This window comes from Geodermatophilus sp. SYSU D00710 (assembly GCF_054050195.1).
This window is the reverse complement of the sequence record NZ_JBJGYX010000005.1, coordinates 57,426-80,910: the sequence shown is the minus strand read 5'-3', so window position 1 is coordinate 80,910 and position 23,485 is coordinate 57,426. Positions and strand designations below refer to the sequence as shown.

25 protein-coding genes are annotated in these 23,485 nt (G+C 75.9%); 13 read left to right on the top strand and 12 right to left on the bottom strand.

Going from position 1 to position 23,485, the window contains the following annotated elements:
- Positions 1-3 precede the first annotated feature (3 nt).
- From ACI78U_RS03745 to ACI78U_RS03725, 5 genes are all read left to right on the top strand, one after another.
- A complete protein-coding gene (locus tag ACI78U_RS03745; RefSeq protein WP_456873947.1) occupies positions 4-1,068 on the top strand; it encodes a carbon-nitrogen hydrolase family protein in 1,065 nt (354 codons plus the stop codon).
- Positions 1,065-1,310: a hypothetical protein gene (locus tag ACI78U_RS03740; RefSeq protein ID WP_456873946.1), complete on the top strand. Its 246-nt coding sequence runs from the start codon at positions 1,065-1,067 to the stop codon at positions 1,308-1,310. The genes ACI78U_RS03745 and ACI78U_RS03740 overlap by 4 nt, the downstream gene beginning before the upstream one ends.
- Positions 1,311-1,443: 133 nt before the next feature.
- Positions 1,444-2,160, top strand: a complete 717-nt coding sequence (locus tag ACI78U_RS03735) for a DUF4230 domain-containing protein (RefSeq protein WP_456873944.1) — start codon at positions 1,444-1,446, stop codon at positions 2,158-2,160.
- A gap of 181 nt (positions 2,161-2,341) precedes the next feature.
- The gene (locus tag ACI78U_RS03730) at positions 2,342-2,782 is read left to right on the top strand and encodes a hypothetical protein (RefSeq protein WP_456873943.1); all 441 of its coding nucleotides are present in this window, start codon (positions 2,342-2,344) and stop codon (positions 2,780-2,782) included.
- 26 nt (positions 2,783-2,808) lie between these two features.
- Positions 2,809-3,228 (top strand): hypothetical protein, encoded by a 420-nt coding sequence (locus ACI78U_RS03725; RefSeq protein ID WP_456873942.1) that lies wholly within the window; start codon positions 2,809-2,811, stop codon positions 3,226-3,228.
- Between the two features lie 63 nt (positions 3,229-3,291).
- On the opposite strand, the gene ACI78U_RS03720 is transcribed toward ACI78U_RS03725, so the two are convergent.
- The 4 genes from ACI78U_RS03720 to ACI78U_RS03705 form a co-directional block, all read right to left on the bottom strand.
- On the bottom strand, positions 3,292-6,027 hold the full coding sequence (locus tag ACI78U_RS03720; RefSeq protein WP_456873941.1) for a putative bifunctional diguanylate cyclase/phosphodiesterase: 2,736 nt from the start codon (positions 6,025-6,027) through the stop codon (positions 3,292-3,294).
- A gap of 75 nt (positions 6,028-6,102) precedes the next feature.
- On the bottom strand, positions 6,103-7,653 hold the full coding sequence (locus tag ACI78U_RS03715; protein WP_456873940.1) for an acetolactate synthase large subunit: 1,551 nt from the start codon (positions 7,651-7,653) through the stop codon (positions 6,103-6,105).
- Entirely contained in the window at positions 7,650-7,970 is a 321-nt protein-coding gene (locus ACI78U_RS03710) for an EthD family reductase (protein ID WP_456873939.1), read from the bottom strand. The genes ACI78U_RS03715 and ACI78U_RS03710 overlap by 4 nt, the downstream gene beginning before the upstream one ends.
- Positions 7,971-8,050: 80 nt before the next feature.
- Entirely contained in the window at positions 8,051-8,986 is a 936-nt protein-coding gene (locus tag ACI78U_RS03705; protein ID WP_456873938.1) for a quinone oxidoreductase family protein, read from the bottom strand.
- 78 nt (positions 8,987-9,064) lie between these two features.
- Here ACI78U_RS03705 and ACI78U_RS03700 point away from each other — a divergent pair, with 78 nt between their 5' ends.
- From ACI78U_RS03700 to ACI78U_RS03685, 4 genes are all read left to right on the top strand, one after another.
- Positions 9,065-9,571 (top strand): hypothetical protein, encoded by a 507-nt coding sequence (locus ACI78U_RS03700; RefSeq protein WP_456873937.1) that lies wholly within the window; start codon positions 9,065-9,067, stop codon positions 9,569-9,571.
- A gap of 85 nt (positions 9,572-9,656) precedes the next feature.
- Positions 9,657-10,448: a DUF4097 family beta strand repeat-containing protein gene (locus ACI78U_RS03695; RefSeq protein ID WP_456873936.1), complete on the top strand. Its 792-nt coding sequence runs from the start codon at positions 9,657-9,659 to the stop codon at positions 10,446-10,448.
- An 11-nt stretch (positions 10,449-10,459) separates the two neighbouring features.
- Positions 10,460-11,410: an ATP-binding cassette domain-containing protein gene (locus tag ACI78U_RS03690; RefSeq protein WP_456873935.1), complete on the top strand. Its 951-nt coding sequence runs from the start codon at positions 10,460-10,462 to the stop codon at positions 11,408-11,410.
- On the top strand, positions 11,407-12,198 hold the full coding sequence (locus ACI78U_RS03685; protein ID WP_456873934.1) for an ABC transporter permease: 792 nt from the start codon (positions 11,407-11,409) through the stop codon (positions 12,196-12,198). The genes ACI78U_RS03690 and ACI78U_RS03685 overlap by 4 nt, the downstream gene beginning before the upstream one ends.
- A 45-nt stretch (positions 12,199-12,243) precedes the next feature.
- On the opposite strand, the gene ACI78U_RS03680 is transcribed toward ACI78U_RS03685, so the two are convergent.
- The 4 genes from ACI78U_RS03680 to ACI78U_RS03665 form a co-directional block, all read right to left on the bottom strand.
- Positions 12,244-13,440 carry an acyl-CoA dehydrogenase family protein gene (locus ACI78U_RS03680; protein ID WP_456873933.1) on the bottom strand — a complete coding sequence of 399 codons (1,197 nt, stop codon included), beginning with the start codon at positions 13,438-13,440 and terminating at the stop codon, positions 12,244-12,246.
- Between the two features lie 121 nt (positions 13,441-13,561).
- Entirely contained in the window at positions 13,562-14,515 is a 954-nt protein-coding gene (locus ACI78U_RS03675) for an HpcH/HpaI aldolase/citrate lyase family protein (protein WP_456873932.1), read from the bottom strand.
- A 164-nt stretch (positions 14,516-14,679) separates the two neighbouring features.
- Complete coding sequence (locus ACI78U_RS03670; protein ID WP_456873931.1) at positions 14,680-15,663, bottom strand: DMT family transporter; 984 nt, start codon at positions 15,661-15,663, stop codon at positions 14,680-14,682.
- Complete coding sequence (locus tag ACI78U_RS03665) at positions 15,660-16,529, bottom strand: PhzF family phenazine biosynthesis protein (RefSeq protein ID WP_456873930.1); 870 nt, start codon at positions 16,527-16,529, stop codon at positions 15,660-15,662. Before ACI78U_RS03665 ends, ACI78U_RS03670 begins: the two co-directional genes overlap by 4 nt.
- Positions 16,530-16,553: 24 nt before the next feature.
- Here ACI78U_RS03665 and ACI78U_RS03660 point away from each other — a divergent pair, with 24 nt between their 5' ends.
- The 3 genes from ACI78U_RS03660 to ACI78U_RS03650 are packed head-to-tail and all read left to right on the top strand — an operon-like array spanning position 16,554 to position 18,840.
- Complete coding sequence (locus tag ACI78U_RS03660; protein WP_456873929.1) at positions 16,554-17,792, top strand: magnesium transporter MgtE N-terminal domain-containing protein; 1,239 nt, start codon at positions 16,554-16,556, stop codon at positions 17,790-17,792.
- A complete protein-coding gene (locus ACI78U_RS03655) occupies positions 17,785-18,324 on the top strand; it encodes a DUF1003 domain-containing protein (protein ID WP_456873928.1) in 540 nt (179 codons plus the stop codon). Before ACI78U_RS03660 ends, ACI78U_RS03655 begins: the two co-directional genes overlap by 8 nt.
- Before the next feature lie 39 nt (positions 18,325-18,363).
- Positions 18,364-18,840 carry a methylated-DNA--[protein]-cysteine S-methyltransferase gene (locus ACI78U_RS03650; RefSeq protein WP_456873927.1) on the top strand — a complete coding sequence of 159 codons (477 nt, stop codon included), beginning with the start codon at positions 18,364-18,366 and terminating at the stop codon, positions 18,838-18,840.
- Between the two features lie 61 nt (positions 18,841-18,901).
- Here the strand turns inward: ACI78U_RS03650 and ACI78U_RS03645 are convergent, their stop codons facing one another.
- Positions 18,902-19,219: an AzlD domain-containing protein gene (locus ACI78U_RS03645; RefSeq protein WP_456873926.1), complete on the bottom strand. Its 318-nt coding sequence runs from the start codon at positions 19,217-19,219 to the stop codon at positions 18,902-18,904.
- Positions 19,216-19,908 carry an AzlC family ABC transporter permease gene (locus tag ACI78U_RS03640; RefSeq protein ID WP_456873925.1) on the bottom strand — a complete coding sequence of 231 codons (693 nt, stop codon included), beginning with the start codon at positions 19,906-19,908 and terminating at the stop codon, positions 19,216-19,218. The genes ACI78U_RS03645 and ACI78U_RS03640 overlap by 4 nt, the downstream gene beginning before the upstream one ends.
- Positions 19,909-20,129: 221 nt before the next feature.
- Here ACI78U_RS03640 and ACI78U_RS03635 point away from each other — a divergent pair, with 221 nt between their 5' ends.
- A complete protein-coding gene (locus ACI78U_RS03635) occupies positions 20,130-21,290 on the top strand; it encodes an Mrp/NBP35 family ATP-binding protein (protein WP_456873924.1) in 1,161 nt (386 codons plus the stop codon).
- 66 nt (positions 21,291-21,356) lie between these two features.
- Here the strand turns inward: ACI78U_RS03635 and ACI78U_RS03630 are convergent, their stop codons facing one another.
- Both ACI78U_RS03630 and ACI78U_RS03625 read right to left on the bottom strand, forming a co-directional pair.
- On the bottom strand, positions 21,357-21,749 hold the full coding sequence (locus ACI78U_RS03630) for a twin-arginine translocase TatA/TatE family subunit (protein ID WP_456873923.1): 393 nt from the start codon (positions 21,747-21,749) through the stop codon (positions 21,357-21,359).
- A 95-nt stretch (positions 21,750-21,844) separates the two neighbouring features.
- Complete coding sequence (locus ACI78U_RS03625; RefSeq protein ID WP_456873922.1) at positions 21,845-23,470, bottom strand: S1C family serine protease; 1,626 nt, start codon at positions 23,468-23,470, stop codon at positions 21,845-21,847.
- Between the last annotated feature and the right edge of the window lie 15 nt (positions 23,471-23,485).

Genomic DNA, 23,485 nt, shown 5'->3' with positions numbered 1-23,485 from the left:
CGCATGAGCGTCCCCGACAGCTCCGCTCCCGTCCGCCCGGTGCGCGCGGCCGCCGTCCAGGCCGAGCCGCGGTGGCTCGACCTCGACGCCGGGGTGGACCAGGTCGTCGACCTGATCGGCGAGGCGGCCGGCAACGGCGCCGACCTGGTGGCCTTCGGGGAGACGTTCGTCCCCGGCTACCCGTGGTGGATCTGGCTGGACTCGCCGGCGTGGGGCATGCAGTTCGTCGCCCGCTACGCCGCGAACTCGATGACCCGCGACGGCGAGCACATGCGCCGGATCGCTGCCGCGGCCGGACGGCACGGCGTGCACGTCGTCCTGGGCTTCGCCGAGCGGGCCGGCGGCAGCCTCTACATGTCGCAGGCCTTCATCGACGACGCCGGCACCGTGGTCTCGGTGCGCCGCAAGCTCAAGCCGACCCACGTCGAGCGGAGCGTCTTCGGCGAGGGCGACGGCAGCGACATCCAGGTGCACGAGACCGCGCTCGGCCGGCTCGGGGCGCTCAACTGCTGGGAGCACTTCCAGCCGCTGACGAAGTACGCGATGTACAGCATGGGCGAGCAGATCCACGTCGCCTCCTGGCCCAGCTTCTCGATCTACCGCGGGGCGGCCACGGCGCTGGGCCCGGAGGTGAACACCGCGGCCAGCCGGGTGTACGCGGTGGAGGGGCAGACCTTCGTCCTCGCGCCGTGCTCGGTCATCGGGCAGGCCGCCCACGACCTGTTCGCCGACACCGAGGCCAAGCGGCAGCTGCTGCTGCAGGGCGGCGGGTTCACCCGGATCTACGGCCCCGAGGGCACCGAGCTCGCCGAGCCGCTGCCCGAGGACGCCGAGGGCATCCTCTACGCCGACCTCGACCCCGCGCTCATCGCGATCGCCAAGTCCGCCGCCGACCCGGTCGGGCACTACTCGCGCCCCGACGTCTTCCGACTGTTGTTCAACGGCGCGCCCAACCGGGTGGTGGTGACCCCGGAGCAGGCCCCGGGGCGCCCGCCCGTGGAGCTGCCCGAGCCCAGCGACCTGGTGCCCGCCGACGCCTCGGCCCTCGAGCAGGTGGGCCGGCCGTGAGCCTCGAGCCGCCGGTCCCGTCGCACCGCGGCGTCTGGCACCCCCGGGATCCCGACCCGGCGGTGGCCGCCGCGGACGCCGAGGTCGCGGCGCTGCTCCGCCGCCTGGCGGGGGCCATCGACGGCACGGGCCGGCTCACCGCCGTGGTGTTCACCTCCCGGGCCGAGCCGGGACGTCGGGTCGCGGGGACCCGGCTCCTCGTCCGGGGGCCAGGGAGAGCCGGCCGGCGCGTCGTCCGGTGAGGAACCGCCCGGCCGCGGCGTGCCCCCACCGCTGCGGCCGGGCCCGACACGCCGGGGCACCGGGAACAGATCCGGCGCGGCGCGTGCTCCAGCCCACAGTCCCCGACGCCGCCCGTGAGGAGACCGCCCGAGCATGCCGACGACCCTCCTGCACCGGGACCCCGACACCTCCTCCTCCCACCGCCCGGTGCGCCGGCGCTCCCGGGCTCCCCGCCGGCTGGTCGCGCTCGGCGTCGCCGCCGGGGTCGCCGTCCCGGTCGGGCTGGTCGTGGCCGACCGGGTCGCGGACTGGACGGCGCCGTTCGAGCAGGAGGTCGCCGACCGCAGCACTCCCCCGCTGTTGCTGGCGCTGGAGGACCTCGCCGAGTACCGCGCCGCCACCGGGACCTTCCAGGTCGTGATCGACCAGGAGCGCGACACCGCCTGGGTGCCCTCGGTGATCAGCGGCGAGCGCGTGCAGTTCCTGGCCACCGGCAGCGTCGACGCCTCGGTCGACTTCTCCGGCATCGGCGAGGGGGACGTCGAGCTCTCCGCCGACGGCGAGTCGGCCACCATCACCCTCCCCGCCCCGGAGCTGGGCCAGGCGCGGGTGGACCCCGAGCAGAGCCGGGTGCTCGACCGCGACCGCGGCCTGGTCGAGCGGCTCGGCGACGCGCTCGCCGACGACCCGACCGACGAGAGCGCGCTGTTCGCGCTCGCCGAGGACCGGCTGGAGTCGGCCGCCGCCGAGAGCGACCTGGGCGAGCGCGCCGAGGCCAACACCCGCGACATGCTCACCACGCTGGCGGGCTCCCTCGGCGTGGACAGCGTCACGGTCACCTTCGAGCCCGCGCCCGGCGCCACCGGCTGACCCGCGGCGGCCCCGCCGGGCTGCCCCACCACCGGCGTTCCCAGGGACGTCGCATGCATCCACCCTGCTCAGCGCCCTCCCCGAGTGTGACGCAGAGCACAGTCGATCACACAGAACGCGCTCCCTCGGCCTCCGGTCCCGGTGCTAGCTTCCGCCGGCTTCCGAGACCGAGGAGAACCGCGTGAGGCGACGTACACCCCTCGCGGCCGTGCTGTGCACCGCCGCGTCCTCGCTGGTGCTGGCGGCCGGCCCGGCCGCCGCCGCACCCAGCGCCGGCCCCGGGGAGCTCTGCCAGGACGGCAACTGGTTCGTCATCCAGTACGAGGCGACCTACGACGGCGCCACCGGCGCGGCTGACGGCGCCTACGAGCGCGCCGTCCCCACCACCGGCGGCTGCGCCAGCAGTTGGGCGCACGGCGACGGCCGGCTGTCGCCCGCGGCGATCGCGGCCCAGTGCCGGACCGGGATCGAGGCCCGCTTCGGGCCCTACCCGATCACGGTCCGCTTCGCCCAGACGTACGTGCTCCAGAACCGCGCCGACTGCATCGAGGTCATGAGCGGTGTGGCGCACGGCGAGATCGACCCGGGACGCGCGCCGCTGTTCCCGGGTGGCACCCGATGATCCCCGTCCTGAGGAGGACCTCCCCGATGAAGACCCTCGCCCGCACCGGCCTCGTGGCGGCCGCCGCCCTCGCCGCCGTCGTCACCGGCGCCACCTCCGCGTCGGCGGCCCCGTCCAGCGGCTCGGGTACCGCCCCCGTCGCCAACCCGGCACAGGCCTGCGCGACCATCCAGAACACCGTGGCCGAGTACGGCGGCACCCTCGACGACTTCCGCTACAGCTCGTGCGTCAAGACCCTGGCCGGGCGGGTGCCCACCGTCGAAGGCGCCGGGGACCCGTACGGGCAGTGCGAGGTCTACGAGCAGGAGGGGTTGATCTCCTACCCCTACACGTTCTACGCCGAAGGCGGGCCCTTCCCGTCGCTGCGGGCCAACAGCCGGGAGCAGTGCGCCCGCGCGCTGTACGCGTACCACACGATCGCCTCGGCCTTCCCCGAGCAGCCCTGACCCGGGCGACGACCCACCCGAGCCCCGCCGGTGCCCGCACCGGCGGGGCTCGGTGCGTCCCGGTCAGCCTCGGCGGCTCAGCTGCCGGCGCGTGCGCGGCCGGGGCACGGCCGCCGACGGCGACGGACGGCCCGCGGCCCGCTCGAGCAGCAGCGCCTCGGCGTCGGTGCGCTCCAGCGGCCGGGCGAAGAGGAAACCCTGGGCGGTGTCGCAGGACCCCTCGGCCAGCAGCCGCGCCTGGTGCTCGTGCTCCACGCCCTCGGCCAGCACCTCCAACCCCAGCGTGCGGCCCAGCTCGATGGTGCCGCGCACGATCGCCGGCAGCGGCTCGCCCTCGGCGATCCCGTGGACGAACGAGCGGTCGATCTTGAGCACGTCCACGGTGAACTGCTGGAGGTGCGCCAGCGACGAGTAGCCGGTGCCGAAGTCGTCGAGCGCCAGCCGGACACCCAGCGCCCGCAGCGCCGCCAGGGACGCGGCCGCCCGCTCCGGGTCGTCCACCAGCGCGGTCTCGGTCACCTCGAGCACCAGCGCGGAGGCCGGCAGGCCGCTGTCGGCCAGCGCGGCCGCGACGGCACCCACCAGGTCCGGCGAGGTCAGCTGGGTGGCCGACACGTTGACCGCCATCGTCAGGTCACCGGCGCCGCGGTGGGCCTGCCGCCACGCGGCCCCGGTGGCGCAGACCTCGCGCAGCACCCACGCGCCGATCGGGCCCATGAGGCCCGCGGCCTCGGCCACCGGCACGAACCGGTCGGGCCCCACCGGGCCCAGGCGCGGGGAGTCCCAGCGCAGCAGTCCCTCGAAGCCGGTCACCCGCCGGTCGGCCAGGGCGACCACGGGCTGGTAGACCAGCCGGAACTCCCCACCGGCCAGCGCGCCGCCCAGCTCCCGCTCCAGCTCGCGGGCCGCCTGCACCGCGGCGCGCATGCCGGGCTCGAACACCCGCACGCAGTTGCCGCCGTCGAGCTCGGCGGTGTACATCGCGAGGTCGGCGTCGCCGATCAGCGACCCGGCGCCCACCTCGCCCCGGCCGACGGCGACGCCCACGCTCACCGACAGCGTCACCGGCCCGGCGTCGAGCTGCACCGGCCGGCGCAGCACCTCGACCACGCGCGCGGACGTGGCCAGCGCCTCGTCGTCCCCTCCGCCGGCCTGCTCGACCAGCACGGCGAACTCGTCACCGCCCCGCCGGGCCACGGTGTCGTCGGCCCGCACCGCCGCGCGCAGCCGGGCGGCCACCTCGCGCAGCAGCGCGTCCCCGGCGGCGTGGCCGAGGGTGTCGTTGACCGTCTTGAAGCCGTCGATGTCCAGGCAGACGACCGCGGCCGAGCCGCCGCCGCGCACCGTGCGCAGCAGCGCCTGCTGGACGCGGTCGGCGAACAGCTCCCGGTTGGCCAGGCCGGTCAGGCCGTCGTGCAGGGCGGAGTGCGCCAGGGCCTCCTCGGCGCGGCGGCGGCCGGTCACGTCGGTGACGTGCACGACGACGCCGCCGACGTCGGGGTCGTCACCCAGGTCGACCAGCCGGACGCCGAGCCAGCGGTCCTCGCCGCGCCAGCGGGCGGGCACCTCGGCGTCGACCACCGTGCCGGCCGCCTCGAGCGCCCGGTCGAAGACCCGCTGGGCCTGCTCGAGGTCGAGGCCGGCCAGCCGCACCGCCTCCCCCGCGCTGTGCCCGCGCAGCGGGGCCGTCCCGAGCACCGCCGCCATCGGCGCGGGGTCGCTGAGCAGCCGGCCGTCGCGGGAGACCACCAGCACCGCGTCGGAGGAGTGGGCGGCGAGCTTGGCCGCGTGGCGCTCCCGCGAGCGCAGCAGCGCCCGGGCCGCCGCCTCGCGGCGCACCAGCAGCGCGGCGCGGAGGAACACCAGCGCGGTGAGCACCACCATGCCGGCGAGGATCGCCACCGGGTCGCCCGCGCCGCCGCCCGCGTGGACGGCGAGGTCGGTCGTGGGCGGCACCAGCAGCGCGCCGAGGCACACGGCCAGCCGCGCCAGACCCGACCGCCGGGACGGCGCGGGCGCGGTCCCGGACGCCGCCAGGGAGCCCGGCAGCCAGGTGGCGACCGCCAGCAGCACGCTGCCGAGCACCCAGCCGGCGTCGAGCAGGGAGCCGAAGCTGTCGGCGTCGGCGTGCAGCAGGTAGGCGACGTCGGAGAACAGCCAGCACGCGCAGGCGGCCGCCACCACCAGCGACGTCCGCTCCCCCTGCCGCCGGGTGGCCAGCAGGCGCACGACCAGTCCGATCAGCGCCGCGTCGAGCGCGGGGTAGCAGGCGAGCGCGATGCGGGTGGGCAGGTCCAGCGACGCGTCCCCGACCGTCGCGGCGATCGACACCTCCCACACCACCAGGAGGACGGCGACGAAGACGACCAGCGCGTCGATCCAGCCGGCCACCTGCTCGTCGCGGTCGTCGGTGTGGCTGCGGGCGAGCAGGGCCAACCCGATCGCCAGCGCGACGTAACCGGCGAGGTAGACGGCGTCGGCCGGGCCGGCCCCCGTGCCCGACCCGGTGGAGGAGGCCTGCACCTGCCACAGCACGTCGCCGACGGCGGAGAGGGTCGCGCCGGCGGCGATGCACGATGCGGCCGGGCGACGGCTCCCCCGCGCGGCCCCGCCCCAGGCGGCGACGACGGTGAGCCCGACGACGCCGAAGTAGAGCGCGGTGCCCGCGGTGCTGCCCGACCAGGCGGCCAGTGCCCACAGCACCAGCGCGACCGGGACGACGGCCGCGCCGAGGACCGCCCGGCGCAGGACCGCAGGGGGGACGGCGACGCTGCCGACGCGGACGCTGGTCGATGACACGGTCTGCGCATCGGCGTGGAACGGAACGGTCTGGAACCCTTCCGGTCGCCGGTCCCCCGCGGGGGTGACCCCGGGTCAGCTCCCCGGGCGCAGCACCGCCACCACCACGTGCGGCCCCGGCTCGCGCAGCGCCGTCCCGAGCTGGTCGGCGAGGTCCTCGGCGGTCTCGGCGCGGGTCGCCGGCACGCCCATGCCGGTGGCCAGCGCGACGAAGTCCAGGGCCGGTCCGCCGAGGTCGAGCAGCTGCCCGGCCCGCTCGCCGCCGCCGGTGGCGCCCACCCGGGACAACTCGCCCTGCAGGATCGCGTAGGAGGCGTTGTCGTAGAGGACGACGGTGACGTCGAGCTGCTCGCGGGCCATCGTCCACAGCGCCTGGACGGTGTACATGGCGCTGCCGTCGGCCTGCAGGGCGACCACGGGCCGGTCGGGGCAGGCCACCGCCGCGCCGACCGCCATCGGCAGCCCGTCGCCGATCGCGCCGCCGGTGAGCGCCAGCCAGTCGTGCCGCGGCGCGCCGGAGGTCAGCTCGGCCAGCCCGATCCCGGAGGTGATGGCCTCGTCGACCACGACCGCCCGCTCGGGCAGCAGGGCGCCGACCACCGCCGACACCGTCCGTGGCGCGAGGCGCCCGGTCGGGAGCTCCGGGCGGGATGCCTCCAGCAGCTCCGGCTCGGCACCGGCGGCGACCTCCCCGGCCAGCTCCTGCAGCGCCGCGACGCCGTCCTCACCCGGTGCGGAGAGGACGTGCACCGTGCAGTCCTCGGGCACCGGCGTGCCCGGCGTGCCCGGGTAGCCGAAGAAGTGCACCGGCGAGGTGGCCCCGGCCAGCACCAGGTGCCGCGTGCCGGCGAGCGCCTTGATCGCCACCTCCGGCGGGTAGGGCAGCTTGTCCACGGCGGGCAGCCCCGCGCCGCGCACCGTGCGCGCGGGGAAGGTCTCGGACAGGAGCCGCGCGCCGGTGCCCGCGGCCACCCGGGCCGCGGCCAGCAGGCCGGCCTCGGACGCCACGACGTCGTCGCCGACGAAGAGCACGGTGGACTCCCCCGACCGCAGCACCGACGCCGCCGCGGACACCGCGGCGGCGGGCACCCGCGGGCGGGGGCGCGCCGCCGGGGGGTCGGCCACGGCCGCGCCGTCGGACCACGACACGTCGGCCGGGAGCACCAGCGTGGCGATCTCGCCGCGGGCGGCCGCGGCGACGGCGTCCACGGCGTCGGCGGCGACGTCCTCGGGGGCCAGCGAGCGGCGCACCCAGCGCGACACGGTGCCGGCCAGCGCGTCGATGTCGGACTCCAGCGGCGCGTCCAGGCGCTTGTGCGAGCGGGCGTGGTCGCCGACGACGTTCACCATCGGCGTCCGGCCGCGGCGGGCGTTGTGCAGGTTGGCCAGCCCGTTGCCCAGGCCCGGGCCGAGGTGCAGCAGCGTGGCGGCGGGCCGGCCGGTCATGCGGGCCCAGCCGTCGGCGGCGCCGGTGGCCACGCCCTCGAAGAGGGTGAGCACGCCGCGCATCTCCGGGACGTCGTCGAGCGCAGCGACGAAGTGCATCTCCGACGTGCCGGGGTTGGCGAAGCAGACGTCGACGCCGGCGTCGACGAGGGTGCGGATGAGAGCCTGGGCGCCGTTCACCGGGAGACGTGCACCTCGGTCACCTCGTAGTGGGTCATCGTGGCGCCACCGGTGGCGAAGGAGGCGATGTCCTTGGCCCCGGCCTTGCCCTCCTCGGAGGCGAACGCCGCGCCCATCGCCTCCTCGGAGTCGAAGTCGAGCTCCGCGACGAGGTAGGGCGCGGGGTGCGAGGGGTCCAGGGAGTGCGGCCGGCCGGTGGTGAAGCGCACCAGGCCCGGCATCTGCACGGTCAGCGGGACGTGCGTGTCCCGGTAGTGGGCGTCGAACGCCGCCGGGTCCTCGGGCTGCCCGTAGCTGACGACGAGCCTGTGCACCATCTGCGCCACTCCTGGGGGTCGGGCCGGGCGCCGCGCCCGGTCGGCCCCACCCTGTCAGGCGCGGCCCCGTCCCCGCGACCTCAGAAGGTGATCACCAGCCGCCCGCGTACGCCGCCGACGGCGAGCACCCGGTGGGCCTCGGGCGCCTCCTCGGGCGTGAACGTGCGGGCCACCCGCAGGGTCAGGGCGCCGGACTCCACCTGCTCGCGCAGCCGGTCGAGGGCCGTCGCGTTCTCCGCGTAGTGGCGCACCCGCGTGGGGAAGGCCTCGACCCGGCCCGAGCCGTCGCCGCGGTAGCCGCGCACCGTGGCCAGCCGGCCGCCGTCGCGGATCGCCGGCAGCACGTGGGCGTCCTGCACCGAGCCGTCGGCCAGCCCGTCGACGCCGTCGGGGAACTCGGCGCGGATCCGGTCGGCCACGTCGTCGCCGCGCCGGACGACGACGTCGGCGCCGAGGTCGCGCACCAGCTGCTCGTCGGCCTCGGAGGCGTCGGCGACGACGGTCAGCCCGTCTGCCTTCGCCAGTTGTACGACGTAGCCGCCGTAGGCACCGGCCGCGCCGGTCACCGCGATCACCGACCCCGGCGGCAGGGCCAGGTGGTCGAGCGAGAGCCGGGCGGTGAGGGCGTTCATCGGCAGCGTCGAGGCGGCGACGGCGTCGGCGCCCGCCGGCACCCGGGCCACCGAGGCCGCCGGCAGCACGAGGTCCTCGCGGTAGCCGCCGTGCGCGCCGGTGGGCACGACGATGCCCATGACCGCGTCGCCCACCGCGACCCGGTCGACGTCCTCGCCGACCTCGACCACCTCACCGGCGGCGTCCATGCCCGGGACCCACGGCGGGGTCTTCACCGGGTCGCGCCCGGCGTAGGCACCCTCGCGCAGGTGGGTGTCGGTCGGGCTGACCGCCGCGGCCCGCACTCGCACCCGCACCTGGCCGGGCCCGAGGGGCTCCTCCGGGACGTCGACGACGGAGAGGGCCTCGGGCCCGCCGAACTCGGTCACTCCCACGGCTCGCACGCCCCGACCTTAGGGGCCTGCCGCGTCGTGACGTCACGGGACTTGCGGGTGACGTCACGGTGGTGTCATGATGACGCCATGGACCTCACGCCGTACGTCGAGCAGCTCCGCCGGGAGCTGGCGCTGGCCGCCGCGCCGGGCGGTGAGGAGGCGCAGGCCCTCGCCGAGCAGCTCACCGCCCCGCTGGAGTCCTCGGTGCGGCTGGCCCTGCTCAGCGCACTGTCCGCGGCGGCGGAGGAGATCACCGGCCAGCTCGCCCCCGGCTCGGTCGACGTGCGGCTGCGGGGCAGCGACATCGGCTTCGTCGTCACCCCTCCCCCGGCCGAGGAGCACCCGCCCGCGCCGACTCCCGAGGGGGTCGTCCCCGACGCCGACGACGGCAGCACCATCCGCATCACCCTGCGGCTGCCCGAGACGCTCAAGGTCCGCGTCGAGGAGGCCGCCGCCCGCCTCGGCTCGTCGGTGAACACCTGGCTGGTCCGGGTCGTGGCCGACGCCGTCGCCCGGGCCGACCGTCCCCCGGCCGCCGAGCCGCGCCGTTCGCGCTGGTCGGCGGGCCAGTCCTACACCGGCTGGGTCCGCTAGCCCGCACACCGCACACCGCACACGCACGCCCGCACCCCCGGCCGACCGGCCGGGGGCCGATCCGGCACGCCCGGGAGGCGCCGCCATGCCCACCTTCGACACCCCCGACCCGATCACCGCCCGCATCGACGTCGCCGCCGGCAGCGTCCGCGTCCGGGCCACCGACGAGCCCGTCACGGTGGTCGACGTCCGGCCGCACGACGACCGCAGCAGCGCCGACGTCCAGGCCGCCGAGCAGGCCACCGTCACCTGCGCCGACGGGCACCTGCTGGTCCGCACCACCGGCCGGCCGCGGCTGCTGTTCCTCGGCTCCGGCGGCGAGGTCGACGTCGACGTGGCGCTGCCCGAGGGCTCGTCGGTCGAGGTGCGGACGACGGCCGGCGGGATCTCCTGCTCCGGCCGGCTGGGCCGCGCCGCCCTCGAGAGCCGCCACGGCGACCTCCGGCTCGACTCGGCCGCCGGGCTGCGGGCCCGCACCAGCAGCGGCGGCATCACCGTCGGCGCCGTCTCCGGTGACGCGGTCGCGCAGACCGACTACGGCGACGTGCGGATCGGCCGCACCGACGGCGACACCCGGCTGCGGACCAACTGCGGTGACGTCACCGTCGACCACACCGCCGGCTCGCTGCTCGGGAGCACCAGCTACGGGAAGGTGCGCGTGGGCGAGGCGGTGCGGGGGTCGCTGGTGCTCGAGACCGCCTACGGCGAGGTCGAGGCGGGCATCGCCGCGGGCACCGCGGCCTGGCTGGACCTGCAGTCGGCCTCGGGCAGCATCCGCAACGAGCTCACCGCCGCCGACGGCCCCGAGGACGCCACCGGCACCGTGCAGCTCAAGGCGCGCACCGCCTACGGCGACATCCTCGTCCGCCGGGCCTGAGGAGGACCGGGATGACCGCCGCCACCGCCGCCATAGCCGTCACCGGCCTGCGCAAGGCCTTCGGCCCGACGACCGTCCTCGACGGGCTGGACCTGACCGTGCCCGAGGGCACCGTCTACGCCCTGCTCGGCCCCAACGGGGCCGGCAAGACCACCACCGTCGACGTCCTCTCGACGCTCCTCCCGGCCGACGAGGGCGAGGTCCGCGTCGCCGGGCACGACCTGCACCGGGAGCCGGACGCGGTGCGCGCCGCGATCGCGCTGACCGGCCAGTTCTCCGCCGTCGACACCCTGCTCACCGGCGCCGAGAACCTGAGGCTCATGGCCGACCTGCACCACCTCGGCCGGGAGGAGGGCCGCCGCCGCGCCGCCGAGCTGCTCGCCCGGTTCGACCTGACCGACGCGGCGGGGAGGCCGCCGGCCACCTACTCCGGTGGCATGCGCCGCCGGCTGGACCTGGCGATGGGCCTCATGGCCCGCCCACGGGTGGTCTTCCTCGACGAGCCGACGACCGGGCTCGACCCGCGCAGCCGGCGGGCGATGTGGGACGCCGTCCGCGATCTGGTGGCCGGCGGCGTCACGGTCCTGCTCACCACGCAGTACCTCGAGGAGGCCGACCAGCTCGCCGACCGCATCGGCGTCCTGGACGGCGGCCGGCTGGTGGCCGAGGGCACCGCCGACGAGCTCAAGCGGCTGGTCCCCGGCGCGTCGGTACGGCTGCGCTTCCCCGACGCCGCGGCGCTCGGGCGGGCCGCCCGCGCCCTGCCGACCGGCACCGCCGACCCCGCGGCGCTGGTCCTCGAGGTCCCCGGCGACGGCAGCGTGCCCGCGCTGCGGGCGCTGCTCGACCGGCTCGACGACGCCGGCGTCGAGGCCGCCGACCTGACTGTGCACACCCCCGACCTGGACGACGTCTTCCTGGCCCTGACCGGCCGGCCGGCTCCCGAGGAGGTGGCCTCGTGACCACCCTGGCCCTCACGCTGAGCGACTCCGCCACCATGCTGCGACGCAATCTGAGGCGCGCCGTGCGCTACCCCGGGCTGACGGTGATCGTGGCCGCGCTGCCGATCGTCTTCCTGCTGCTGTTCGTCTACGTCTTCGGCGGGACGCTCGGCGCCGGGCTGGGCGCTCCGTCCGGCGGCCGGGCGGAGTACGTCACCTACGTCGTCCCCGGCATCCTCGTGCTGGCCATCACCGGCGGCGCGCAGGGCACGGCGATCGGGATCGCCATGGACATGACCGAGGGCATCATCGCCCGGTTCCGCACCATGTCGATCGCCCGGGCGTCGGTGCTCACCGGGCACGTCGTCGGCGCCGTGCTCCAGACGCTGGTCGGGCTGGCGCTCGTCCTCGCCGTCGCGCTGCTGGTCGGCTTCCGGCCGGACGCGACCGCCCGGGAGTGGCTGGCGACGGTCGGCGTCCTGGCGATGACCTCCTTCGCGCTGTCCTGGCTGTCGGTGGCCATGGGGCTGTGGACGAGGACGGTCGAGGCGGCCAGCAACCTGCCGATGCCGCTGATGCTCCTGCCGTTCTTCAGCAGCGGCTTCGTGCCGGTCGAGTCGATGCCCGGCTGGCTGCGCTGGTTCGCCGAGCACCAGCCGTTCACGCCGATCGTCGAGACGCTGCGCGGCCTGCTCACCGGGACGGCGATCGGCTCCTCCGCCCTGCTCGCGGTGGCCTGGTGCGCCGGCATCGCGCTGGTCGGCCACCTGTGGGCCCGGGCGGGCTACGAGCGCCGCCCACCGCGCTGAGCCGGCGGGCGGCCCGGGACCGGACCGGTCCCGGGCCGCCGCTGCTCAGCGGCGCAGGCCGTACTCCCGGAGCAGGCCGCGGCTGATGATCGTCTTCTGGATCTCGCTGGTGCCCTCGCCGATGAGCAGGAACGGCGCCTCGCGCATGAGCCGCTCGATCTCGTACTCCTTGGAGTAGCCGTACCCGCCGTGGATGCGGAACGACTGGGTGGTCACCTCGGCGCAGTACTCGCTGGCCAGCAGCTTCGCCATGCCGGCCTCGACGTCGTTGCGCCGGCCGGCGTCCTTGAGGCGGGCGGCGTTGACCATCATCAGGTGGGCGGCCTCGACCTTGGTGGCCATCTCGGCGAGCTGGAACGCGATCGCCTGGTGCTGCACGATCGGCTTGCCGAAGGTCTCCCGCTGCTGCGCGTACTCGACGGCGAGCTCGAAGGCGCGGATGGAGATGCCGCAGGCGCGGGCGGCGACGTTCACCCGGCCCACCTCGACGCCGTCCATCATCTGCGCGAAGCCACGGCCGGGCTCCCCGCCGAGGACCATGTCCGCGCCGATGCGGTAGCCGTCGAACACCAGCTCGGTGGTGTCGACGCCCTTGTAGCCCATCTTGTCGATCTTGCCGGGGATGGTCAGGCCCGGAGCGACGGTGCCGAAGCCGGCGGGCTTCTCCACCAGGAAGGTGGTCAGGTTCTGGTGCGGCTTGTCCGCGCCCAGGTCGGTGCGCACCAGCGCCGCGACCAGCGTGGAGGAGCCGCCGTTGGTCAGCCACATCTTCTGGCCGTCGATGACGTAGTCGTCGCCGTCCCGCACGGCCTTGGTCCGGATGCCCGCGACGTCGGACCCCAGGCCCGGCTCGGACATCGAGAACGCGCCGCGCACCTCGCCGGTGGCCATCCGCGGGAGGAAGTGCTCCTTCTGCTCCTGCGTGCCGTGCTGGCGGATCATGTAGGCGACGATGAAGTGGGTGTTGATGACGCCCGAGACGCTCATCCAGCCGCGGGCGATCTCCTCGACCACCAGCGCGTAGGTGAGCAGCGACTCGCCGAGACCGCCGTACTCCTCGGGGATCATCAGCCCGAAGATGCCCAGCTCCTTGAGCCCGTCGACGATCTCCTGCGGGTAGACGTCGCCGTGCTCGAGCTCCTGGGCGTGCGGGATGATCTCCTTGTCCACGAAGCTGCGGACCGTCGACAGGATCTCCTGCTGGATGTCGGTCAGGTCGGCGGTCTGCGCCAGTCGGGCCACGTCTGCTCCTCCGGGACTCCGGTGTCCGTGTTACCGGCGAGTATGGGCCACCCCCCGGGCACCGTCGCCGTGTCCCGGGTCACCACCGGGACGCGGCGACGGGCCTCGCAGGGTGCCTCCGTCAGCCCTCCGGCGGGGTGAACGACGACGTGCGCGACATGCCCGCGGCGCGGCCCTTGCCCGCGACGACCAGCGCCATCTTGCGGCTGGCCTCGTCGATCATCTCGTCGCCGAGCATCGCCGAGCCCTTCTTCCCGCCGGCCTCCGACGTGTACCAGTCGTAGGCGTCGAGGATGAGCTCGGCGTGGTCGTAGTCCTCCTGCGACGGCGCGTAGATCTCGTTGGCGGCGTCGATCTGCCCCGGGTGCAGCACCCACTTGCCGTCGAACCCGAGGACGGCGGAGCGCTTGGCCACCTCGCGGAAGGCGTCGACGTCGCGGACCTGCAGGAAGGGCCCGTCGATCGCCTGCACGCCGCGGGCACGGGCGGCCATGAGGATGGTCATGAGGATGTGGTGGAACGGGTCGCCCGGGTAGTCGGGGTGCAGCGCACCGACCACCAGCGAGCGCATGCCGATGCTGGCCATGAAGTCGGCCGGGCCGAAGATGATCGTCTCGATCCGGGGGCTGGCGAAGGCGATGTCATCGACGTTGATGAGCCCCTGCGCGGTCTCGATCTGCGCCTCGATGCCGATCCGCCCGACCTCCAGGCCGTTGGTCTTCTCGATCTGGGTGAGCAGCAGGTCCAGCGCCCGCACCTGGGCCGCGTCGGCGACCTTGGGCAGCATGATGCAGTCGAGCTCGGCGCCGGCGCCCTCGACCACCTCGACGACGTCGCGGTAGGTCCACTCCGTCGTCCAGTCGTTGACCCGGACCGTGCGGATCCGCTCACCCCAGCCGCCCTCGTTGAGCGCCGCGACGATGTTCTTGCGCGCGCCCGGCTTGGCCAGCGGCGCGACGGCGTCCTCGAGGTCGAGGAACACCTGGTCGGCCGGCAGGCCCTTGGCCTTCTCCAGGAAGCGCGGGTTGCTGCCCGGGACGGCCAGGTTGGAACGGCGGGATCGGAGCTCGGCCACGGTGCCTCCAGTGGTGATCGTTGATCGGAGGGTAGTGACGGCCCGTCGGCCCCCTCGCAGGGTCCCGCCACGAGCGGCGGTCGGCCTCCCTGTGGGGGCCCGCCGCGAGCTTGCGAGCGGTGGGGGGCAGGGAGGTCCTTGCAGGGGGGCGAGGGGGTCCTTCGTCAGGTGACCGGCTCCACCGGCGTCACCGGCCGGCCCGCGCGGACCACCAGCGCCACCCCGGCGACGACGGCGACCATGCCCGGCAGCGCGAGCAGCGGCGGGGTCTGCTGCAGCAGCACCAGCGCGACCAGCAGCGCCCCGGGCACCTCGAGCAGCACCGCCAGCCCGACCACCGTGGGCCCGACCGTGGACAGCACCAGGTTGAGCAGGGTGTGCCCGAGGATCTGGGCGCACACGGTGATCGCGGCGATCAGCCACCAGTCGCGGGCGCTGAACCCGGCGAGCGGGGTGGTGGTCACCAGCGCGGCCAGGGCCAGCACGACCGCACAGGTGGAGTAGCAGACGACCGAGTAGGCCGACGTCGCCAGCCGGGTGCGCGCCCGGGCGCCGGCCAGCATGTACCCGCCGGCGCAGATCGCGCCGAGCAGCGCCAGCCCGTCACCGGCCAGCGCCTCCAGGCTCACCGCGACGTCGACCCCGGCGATCAGCGCCGCGCCGACGACGGCCAGCGCCAGCCCGACCCACACCTGCGCGGGCAGCCGCACGCCGGAGACCCGCGCGGCCAGCGCCGTCCAGACCGGCGTCGTGGTGACCAGCGCGGTCGACGCGGCGACGGTGGTCATCGACAGGCTGGGCAGCCACGCGGCGAAGTGCGCGGCGAGAAACAGCCCGGCCACGACCGACGTCGTCAGGTCCCGCGGCCGCAGGCCGGTCAGGGTGGCCCGCTCGCGGCCCAGCAGCACCGGCACGAGCAGCGCCGCGCCGGCGGCGTTGCGCCAGAAGGCGATCGCGAGGAACGAGGCGGTCACCATCGCGGTCAGCGGCCCGGAGAACGAGATCCCGACGACGGCGACCGCCATGAGCCCGACGTCGCGGGCGCCCGGGCGGTGCACCGCCCACGGGTCGACCGCGCCTGCCCCTCGGCCCTGCTGCAGGGTCCCGCCGCGAGCCTGCGAGTGGTGGGGGGCAGCAGGGTCCTTCATGGCACGCGGATGCGACCGGCTGCCACCGGCACCACCGCGCCGGCCACCGTGGCCGTGGACGCCCGGCCGCCCTCGGCGGTGACGGTGCAGCGCAGGACCGACGGCCGGCCCATCGCCTCGCCCTGGCGCACGGTGTAGGACGACGTGCCCTCCGGCGCCAGCAGCCCGGAGGCGACCAGCCACACGCCGGCGCCCAGCGCGGCCGACCCGGTCGCCGGGTCCTCGTTCCAGCGGAGGTCGTCGGCGAAGACCCGGGCGTAGGCGGTCGAGGTCGCGGCGTCCCAGGAGAGCACCGAGACGCCCTCCCCCACGCCGAGCGTGGCCAGCGCCGCCGGCTGCGGGGCGGCGTGGTCGACGACGCCGGGGTGCACGGCCAGGAAGGTCCACGGCAGGCCGCACCCGGCCACCCCCGCCGGCACGCCGACGACGTCGGCCGCGGCCAGCCCCAGGGCCTCCGCGAGCACCGCCGGGTCGGGGCCGTCCTCGGAGGTCGGCCGGCCGCCGGTGAGGGTGGCGCCGTCCTCGGTGACCTCGATGGGCAGCACCCCGGCCCCGCACTCCTGGTGCAGCGTGCCCGCGGGCAGCCGGCCCGTGCGCACCAGCGTGTGCGCCGCGCCGACGCTCGGGTGCCCGGCGAAGGGCAGCTCGGCGTGGGGAGTGAAGATGCGGACCCGGTACGACGCGCCGGGCTCGGTCGGCGCGCAGAGGAACGACGTCTCCGACAGCGCGAACTCGTCGGCCAGCGCCTGGCACTGCTCCGTGGTCAGGTCGTCGGCGTCGAACACCACCGCCAGCGGGTTGCCCGCGAACGCCCGCGGGGCGAAGACGTCGACGACCTCGTACTCCACGGAACCCGGGGTGGCCACGGCCCGACGGTAACCTCACGAACCGTGAGCACGGTGACCAGGGCGTACGTCGCGCGGCTCGCCGGGCTCCCCGTGTTCGACCCCAACGGCGACCGCGTCGGGCGGGTGCGCGACCTGGTCGTGGCGCTGCGGGTGGGCACCGCCAGCCCCCGGGTGCTGGGCCTGGTCGTGGAGGTGGTGGCCCGCCGCCGCATCTTCGTGCCGATGGGCCGGGTCACCACGGTCGACCCCGGGGCGATCGTGCTGTCGTCGGGCACGCTCAACCTCAAGCGGTTCGAGCAGCGGCGCGGGGAGACGCTGGTGCTCGGCGAGCTGCTCGACCGCACGGTCACCATCCGCGAGACCGGCCGGCCCGCCACCGTCGTCGACGCGGGGATGGAGCAGACCCGCACCGGCGAGTGGGAGATCACCCGGCTCGCCGTGCAGGAGCCCGGCCGGCTGGGCCGCCGGGGGCAGCTGCACCAGCTGGCCTGGGACGAGGTGGTGGGCCTGGCGCTGCCCGAGAGCGGGCAGGGCGCCGAGACGCTCATCGCCACCTACCGCGAGCTCAACGCCGCCGACCTCGCCCACGCGCTGCAGGACCTGCCGATCAAGCGGCGGCACGAGGTGGCCGGGGCCCTCGACGACCAGCGGCTGGCCGACGTGCTCGGCGAGCTGCCCGAGACCGAGCAGATGGCGATCCTGCAGACCCTCGAGGAGGCCCGCGCCGCCGACGTCCTCGAGGAGATGGACCCCGACGACGCCGCCGACCTGCTCTCCGAGCTGTCCAACGTCGACCGCAACCGGCTGCTGGAGCTCATGGAGCCCGACGAGGCCGAGCCGGTGCGCCAGCTGCTGCAGTACTCCGAGGACACCGCCGGCGGGATCATGACCAGCGAGCCGGTGATCCTCACGCCCGACGCGACCATCGCCGAGGCGCTGGCCCGGGTGCGCGAGCCCGAGCTCACCCCGTCGCTGGCCAGCCAGGTCTACGTCTGCCGCCCGCCCTCGGCCACCCCGACCGGGCGCTACCTCGGACTCGCGCACATCCAGCGGCTGCTCCGCGAGCCGCCGTCGGCGCTGGTCAGCGGCGTGCTCGACGACCTCGAGCCGCTGCGGCCCGAGGCGCCGCTGGCCGAGGTCACCCGGTACTTCGCCACCTACAACCTGGTCGCGGCACCCGTGGTCGACGACCGCGGCCGGCTGGTGGGCGCGGTCAGCGTCGACGACGTCCTCGACCACCTGCTCCCCGAGAACTGGCGCGAGCGGTCCCGCCGTGGCTGACGGCCGGCGGCTCGACGTCCCCCGCGGCTCGCCCCGCGGCCTGGGCAGCTACCTGCGGCTGGACCCCGACGCGGTCGGCCGGTTCGCCGAGGCCATCGCCCGGTTCCTCGGCACCGGCCGCTTCCTCGCCGTCCAGACGATCATCGTGGTGCTCTGGATCGCGCTCAACGTGTTCGCCGTGCGGCTGCGCTGGGACCCCTACCCGTTCATCCTGCTCAACCTGGCCTTCTCCACCCAGGCCGCGTACGCCGCGCCGCTGATCCTGCTGGCCCAGAACCGGCAGGCCGACCGCGACCGCGTGCAGGCCGAGGAGGACCGGGCCCGCGCCGCGCAGACCCGCGCCGACACCGAGTACGTCGCCCGCGAGCTGGCCGCCCTGCGCCTGGCGATCGGCGAGGTGGCCACCCGCGACTTCATCCGCGGCGAGCTCACCCGCCTCGTCGACAGCTTCCCGGCCGAGGAGCGGGAGAAGAAGGGGAAGAAGCGGCACAAGGACGTCGCCCAGCCGGCCCTGGCCGACCCCGCGACGTAGCGCACCGTTTCGTCGTCCCCCTGCGGCATCCTGCGGGGCGTGCGCGCACACACGGTGGTGCCCTCGCCGATGGGGCCGCTGACCGTCGTCACCGACGACGGCGTGCTCGTGCGCCTGTACCTCTCCCCGCCGGACCCCCGGGCCGAGATCGGCGCGCGGGACGACGCCGCCCTCGCCGGCGCCGCCGGCCAGCTCGGCGAGTACCTCGCCGGCGACCGGGAGGCCTTCGACCTGCCGCTGCGGCCGGTGGGCAGCGACTTCGAGCTGGCCGTCTGGCAGCAGCTCGCCGGCATCCCCTACGGCGAGACGCGCAGCTACGGCGCGGTCGCGGCGGCCGTCGGCGAGCCCGGCGGCGCGCAGGCCGTGGGCCTGGCCTGCGGGCGCAACCCGCTGGCCGTCGTCGTCCCCTGCCACCGGGTCGTCGGCGCCGACGGCAGTCTGGTCGGCTTCGGCGGCGGACTCGCCCGCAAGCGCTTCCTGCTCGACCTCGAGCAGCGCGACAGCCGGTTGTTCTGACCCGGCCGCCGGTCAGGTCCCGGCGGAGCCGGCCCCGGGCCCGTCGTCGGGCTCGGTCATCTCAGCTGCCCAGGACGTGCACGAGCGCCCCGGTGGCGCCGGCGGCCACCAGGACGACGACGAACGGGGCGCGCAGCGCGAGCGCGACCGCGGCGACGGCCAGCCCGGCCAGCCGGCCGTCGACGACCAGGTCGCGCCCCGCGGCGACCGCCTGCACCGCCACGAGCGCGGCCAGCAGCGCGGCCGGGACGAAGGTGACCATGCGGGTGACCCAGGGCCGCTCGACCCACGCCGCGGGCACCGACAGCCCGGCGAGCTTGAGCAGGTAGCAGCCCAGCGACCCGGCCAGCACCACCGCCCACAGCGTCCCGCTGCTCACGCCGCCGCCTCCTGCCGGGGCCGGCCGGCCAGCGCGACCGCGACGACGGCGGTCACCACCTGCACGCCCGGCGGCACGAAGGGGGTGAGCGCCAGCGCCACGGCCGCACCGCCGAGCGCGACCCGTCGGGCGACAGCGGGCTCCTCGGCGCCGGTGCGCAGCCGCGGCCAGAGCAGGGCGAGGAAGGCGGCGGGGACGACGGCGTCGAGCGCCGCCTGCGCGGTCTCCCCCAGCGCCGCGGCACCGAGCGCGCCGACCAGCGTGGTGGTGTTCCAGACCGTGAAGATCGTCGCGCCGCCGGCGAGGAACGCCAGCCGGGCCAGCGTGCGGTCGGGGGCGGCCACGGCCAGCGCCGTCGTCTCGTCGATGACCCAGTGCGCCGTGCCCAGCCGGCGCAGCAGGCCGCGCGGGGCGAGCAGCGGGGCCAGCCGGACGCCGTAGACGGTGTTGCGGGTGCCGAGCAGCAGCGCGCTGCCGACCGCCGCGGCCGCGCCACCGCCGGCGCCGAGCACGCCGACGAGGGCGAACTGGGAGGCGCCGGTGAACATCAGCAGCGACATCGCCAGCGCCTGCCAGGGGTCGAGACCCGCGGCGTCGGCGGCCGCGCCGAAGGCCACCCCGTAGAGGCCGACGGCGACACCGAGCCCGATCGCGTCACGCAGGACGGCGGCGCGGGCGGATCCGGACACGGGACCCGAGGCTAGTGACCGGCCGCGGAGGGGAAGCAGGGCGCCCGGCAGCGCGTTGACCTGCACGGGTGCGTCGCGCCGGACTGCGCAGTACGTCACCCCCGCGCCGGGCGGCACCCGGTGCCGACCGCCGTACAGTGGCAGGTGGCCCGCGGAGCTGGTCCCCGCCGTGTGCGGCAGGCCGCAGCCGGGTCCCCCCGTCGAAGGAGACACACACCCCCATGTCCGACACGCTGACCGGCTCGCCGGCGCTCGACGCCGTCAACGCCGCTCTGGCCACCGTCCAGGACCCGGAGATCAACCGCCCGCTGACCGAGCTCGGCATGGTCAAGGACGTGCAGATCGGCGTCGGCGGCGACCCGGGTGCCGTGCGGGTCGAGGTCTACCTGACCGTGGCCGGCTGCCCGATGCGCGAGACGATCACCAACCGCGTCACCACCGCGGTGTCCGCCGTCGCCGGCGTGACCTCGGTGCAGGTGGGCCTCGACGTGATGAGCGACGAGCAGCGCGCCGAGCTGCGCCGGACCGTGCGCGGCACCGACACCGCCGAGCCGGTCATCCCCTTCGCCCAGCCGGGCTCGCTGACCCGCGTCTACGCCGTCGCCTCCGGCAAGGGCGGCGTGGGCAAGTCCAGCGTCACGGTCAACCTGGCCGCCGCGCTGGCCAAGCGCGGCCTGTCGGTGGGCGTCGTGGACGCCGACATCTACGGCCACTCGGTGCCGCGCATGCTGGGCGTCGACGACAAGCCGACCCAGGTCGACAACATGATCATGCCGCCGCAGTCGATGGGCGTGAAGGTCATCTCGATCGGCATGTTCACCCCGGGCAACACCCCGGTCGTGTGGCGCGGGCCGATGCTGCACCGGGCGCTGCAGCAGTTCCTCGCCGACGTGTGGTGGGGCGACCTCGACGTCCTGCTGCTCGACCTGCCGCCCGGCACCGGCGACGTCGCGATCTCCATCGCCCAGCTGCTGCCCAACGCCGAGATCCTCGTGGTGACCACGCCGCAGCAGGCCGCCGCCGAGGTGGCCGAGCGGGCCGGCGCGATCGCCACGCAGACCCACCAGCAGGTGGTCGGCGTCATCGAGAACATGTCCTGGCTGGAGCTGCCCGACGGCTCGCGCATGGAGGTCTTCGGCTCCGGCGGCGGCCAGGCGGTCTCCGACGCGCTGACCCGCACGCTCGGCGCCCGGGTCCCGCTGCTGGGCCAGATCCCGCTCGACACCCGGCTGCGCGAGTCCGGCGACGCCGGCGCGCCGATCGTGCTCGCCGAGCCCGGGACGCCCGCCGCGCAGGCGCTGACGAGCATCGCCGACTCCCTCGCCGTCCGGCAGCGCGGCCTGTCGGGCATGTCGCTGGGGCTCACCCCCGTCCGCCGCTGACGCAGCGGCACGCAGAACGGCCCGGCTCCCGCGTGGGTGCCGGGCCGTTCTGCGTAGCGGGGCCGGCTACCTGGCGTCGACGTCCAACGGGGGCCGCACGGCGGGCTCGCGCCGCACCGCGGCCGGCGGCTTGACCAGGCTCGCCGCGGTCGCACCGGCGGGCACGCCCGCCCCGCCGGCGCTGCCGCGGCGCACCGGCGGGGCGTCGTCGTCCTCGAACAGCTGCTGCCGGATGAACGTCTTCGGGTGGTACTTGCGCAGGTCGAGGTCGCGCAGGCCGGCGAGCTCCTCACCCAGCGAGTCGTCGACCTGCGCGCGCACCCCGGTCAGCGCGGTGCGGACCTTCTTCAGGCCGGCCGCGGCGTCGCGGGCCAGGGTGGGCAGCCGCTCGGGACCGAAGATGAACAGCGCAGCGAGGGCGAGGACCACGATCTCGCCCCAGCCGATCGAGTCGAACACGTGCCGATCCCTCCTCCGTGGACCCAGCGTAGTTCGGCCCCGCTGCCGGGTCCCGCCGCGAGCCTGCGAGTGGCGGGGGGCAGCGGGGTCCTTCGTCAGGCCTGGTCGAGCGTCGCCTGCACCGTCGTGGAGGACCCGTTGCGGATCAGCTCGATGGTCACCGCGTCACCGGGCCGGTGCGCGTCGATGGCCACCACGAGCTCCTCGGAGCTGCCGACCGGCACGTCGTCGACGGCGATGACCACGTCCTGCTCCCGGATCCCCGCGGCGGCCGCGGCGCTCTCGGGCTCCACGTTGAGCACCAGGGCGCCGTCGCGGGTGCCGTCGGTGACCGACCGCGTGTTGACGCCGAGCGAGGCGTGCACCGCCACGCCGGTGGAGATCAGCTGCTCGGCGATGTCGCGGGCGGTGTCGATCGGGATGGCGAAGCCCAGGCCGACGCTGCCGCCGCCCAGCGAGGCGATCGCGGTGTTGATGCCGATGACCGCGCCGGTGGCGTCGACCAGCGCGCCGCCGGAGTTGCCCGGGTTGATCGGGGCGTCGGTCTGCACGGCGCTGATGACCGCGTTGGTGTCGCTGCCCTCCCCCGCCAGCCGCACCGGCCGGTCGAGGGCGCTGACGATCCCGCTGGTGACGGTGCCGGCCAGCCCCAGGGGGGAGCCGATGGCCACCACCGGGTCGCCGACGACGACGTCGTCGGAGCTGCCCAGCGAGGCGGTGACCAGGCCGGGCCGGTCGACCTTGAGGACGGCGAGGTCGCTGGCCGGGTCGCGGCCGACGATGCGCGCCTCGGACCCGGTGCCGTCGCTGAACACCGCGCGGATCCCGGCGCCCTCGACGCCGTCGGCGCCGGAGATGACGTGGTTGTTGGTGACGATGTAGCCGTTCTCACCGTCGACGACGACGCCCGAGCCCGTGGCGCCGGCCTCGCCGATGCGCACCTCGATCGACACCACCGCCGGCGTCACCCGCTCGGCGATGTCGGCCACCGACCCGGGCTCGCGGGTGACGGCGTCGTCGGTCTCCGAGAGGGTCGTGCCCGGCGCGAGCAGCGGGGTCTCCGCGGCCTCGCGGGTGAGCAGGTAGCCGACGCCGCCGCCGAGCGCCCCCGCCAGCAGCACGGCCAACAGCACGAGCGCGGCCACCCGCACCGACAGGTCGCGCAGCCGCAGCTTGCGGCGGCCCTTGCGGTCGACGACGACCGGGCCCTCCTGCTCGGCCTCCTCCTCGAACACCGCCGGACCGGTGAGGCCGGCCGGGGCGTGCGGGTCGCGCCAGGGGTCGCTGCGGGCGTCGGACTTCCACCACGGCCCGGCCGAGGTCCGCCGCCGGCCGGGGCGCCCGCCGGGCGGCTCCTGCAGGCCGCCCTGCCCGGCCGGGGCGCGGAAGGCCCGCAGCACGGCCTCCGGCGGCGGCGGGGCGACCGGCCGCGGCGGCGGGGTGGGCCGGTCCCCGGCGAAGCTGCCGGCGACGGCGGCCGGGCGCCCGAAGGCGGCCTGCTGCGCGGGGCTCGGCGGCGGGGCCGGCTGCACGGCGGGACGCCGGCGCTCGGGCGGGTCGAACGGACCGGCGGCGCCGGCGGGACGGGCGAAGACCGCGTCGTCGTCGGCCGGCCGGCCGGGGTCGGCGGCGCGCGGGGCGTCGACCGGGGGACGGACGACGGCCTCGACGGTGCGGTCGCCGTCGTCGGATCCGGGCTGCCGGGCGTCGGGGGGCGTCACGGGTACAGGATCCTC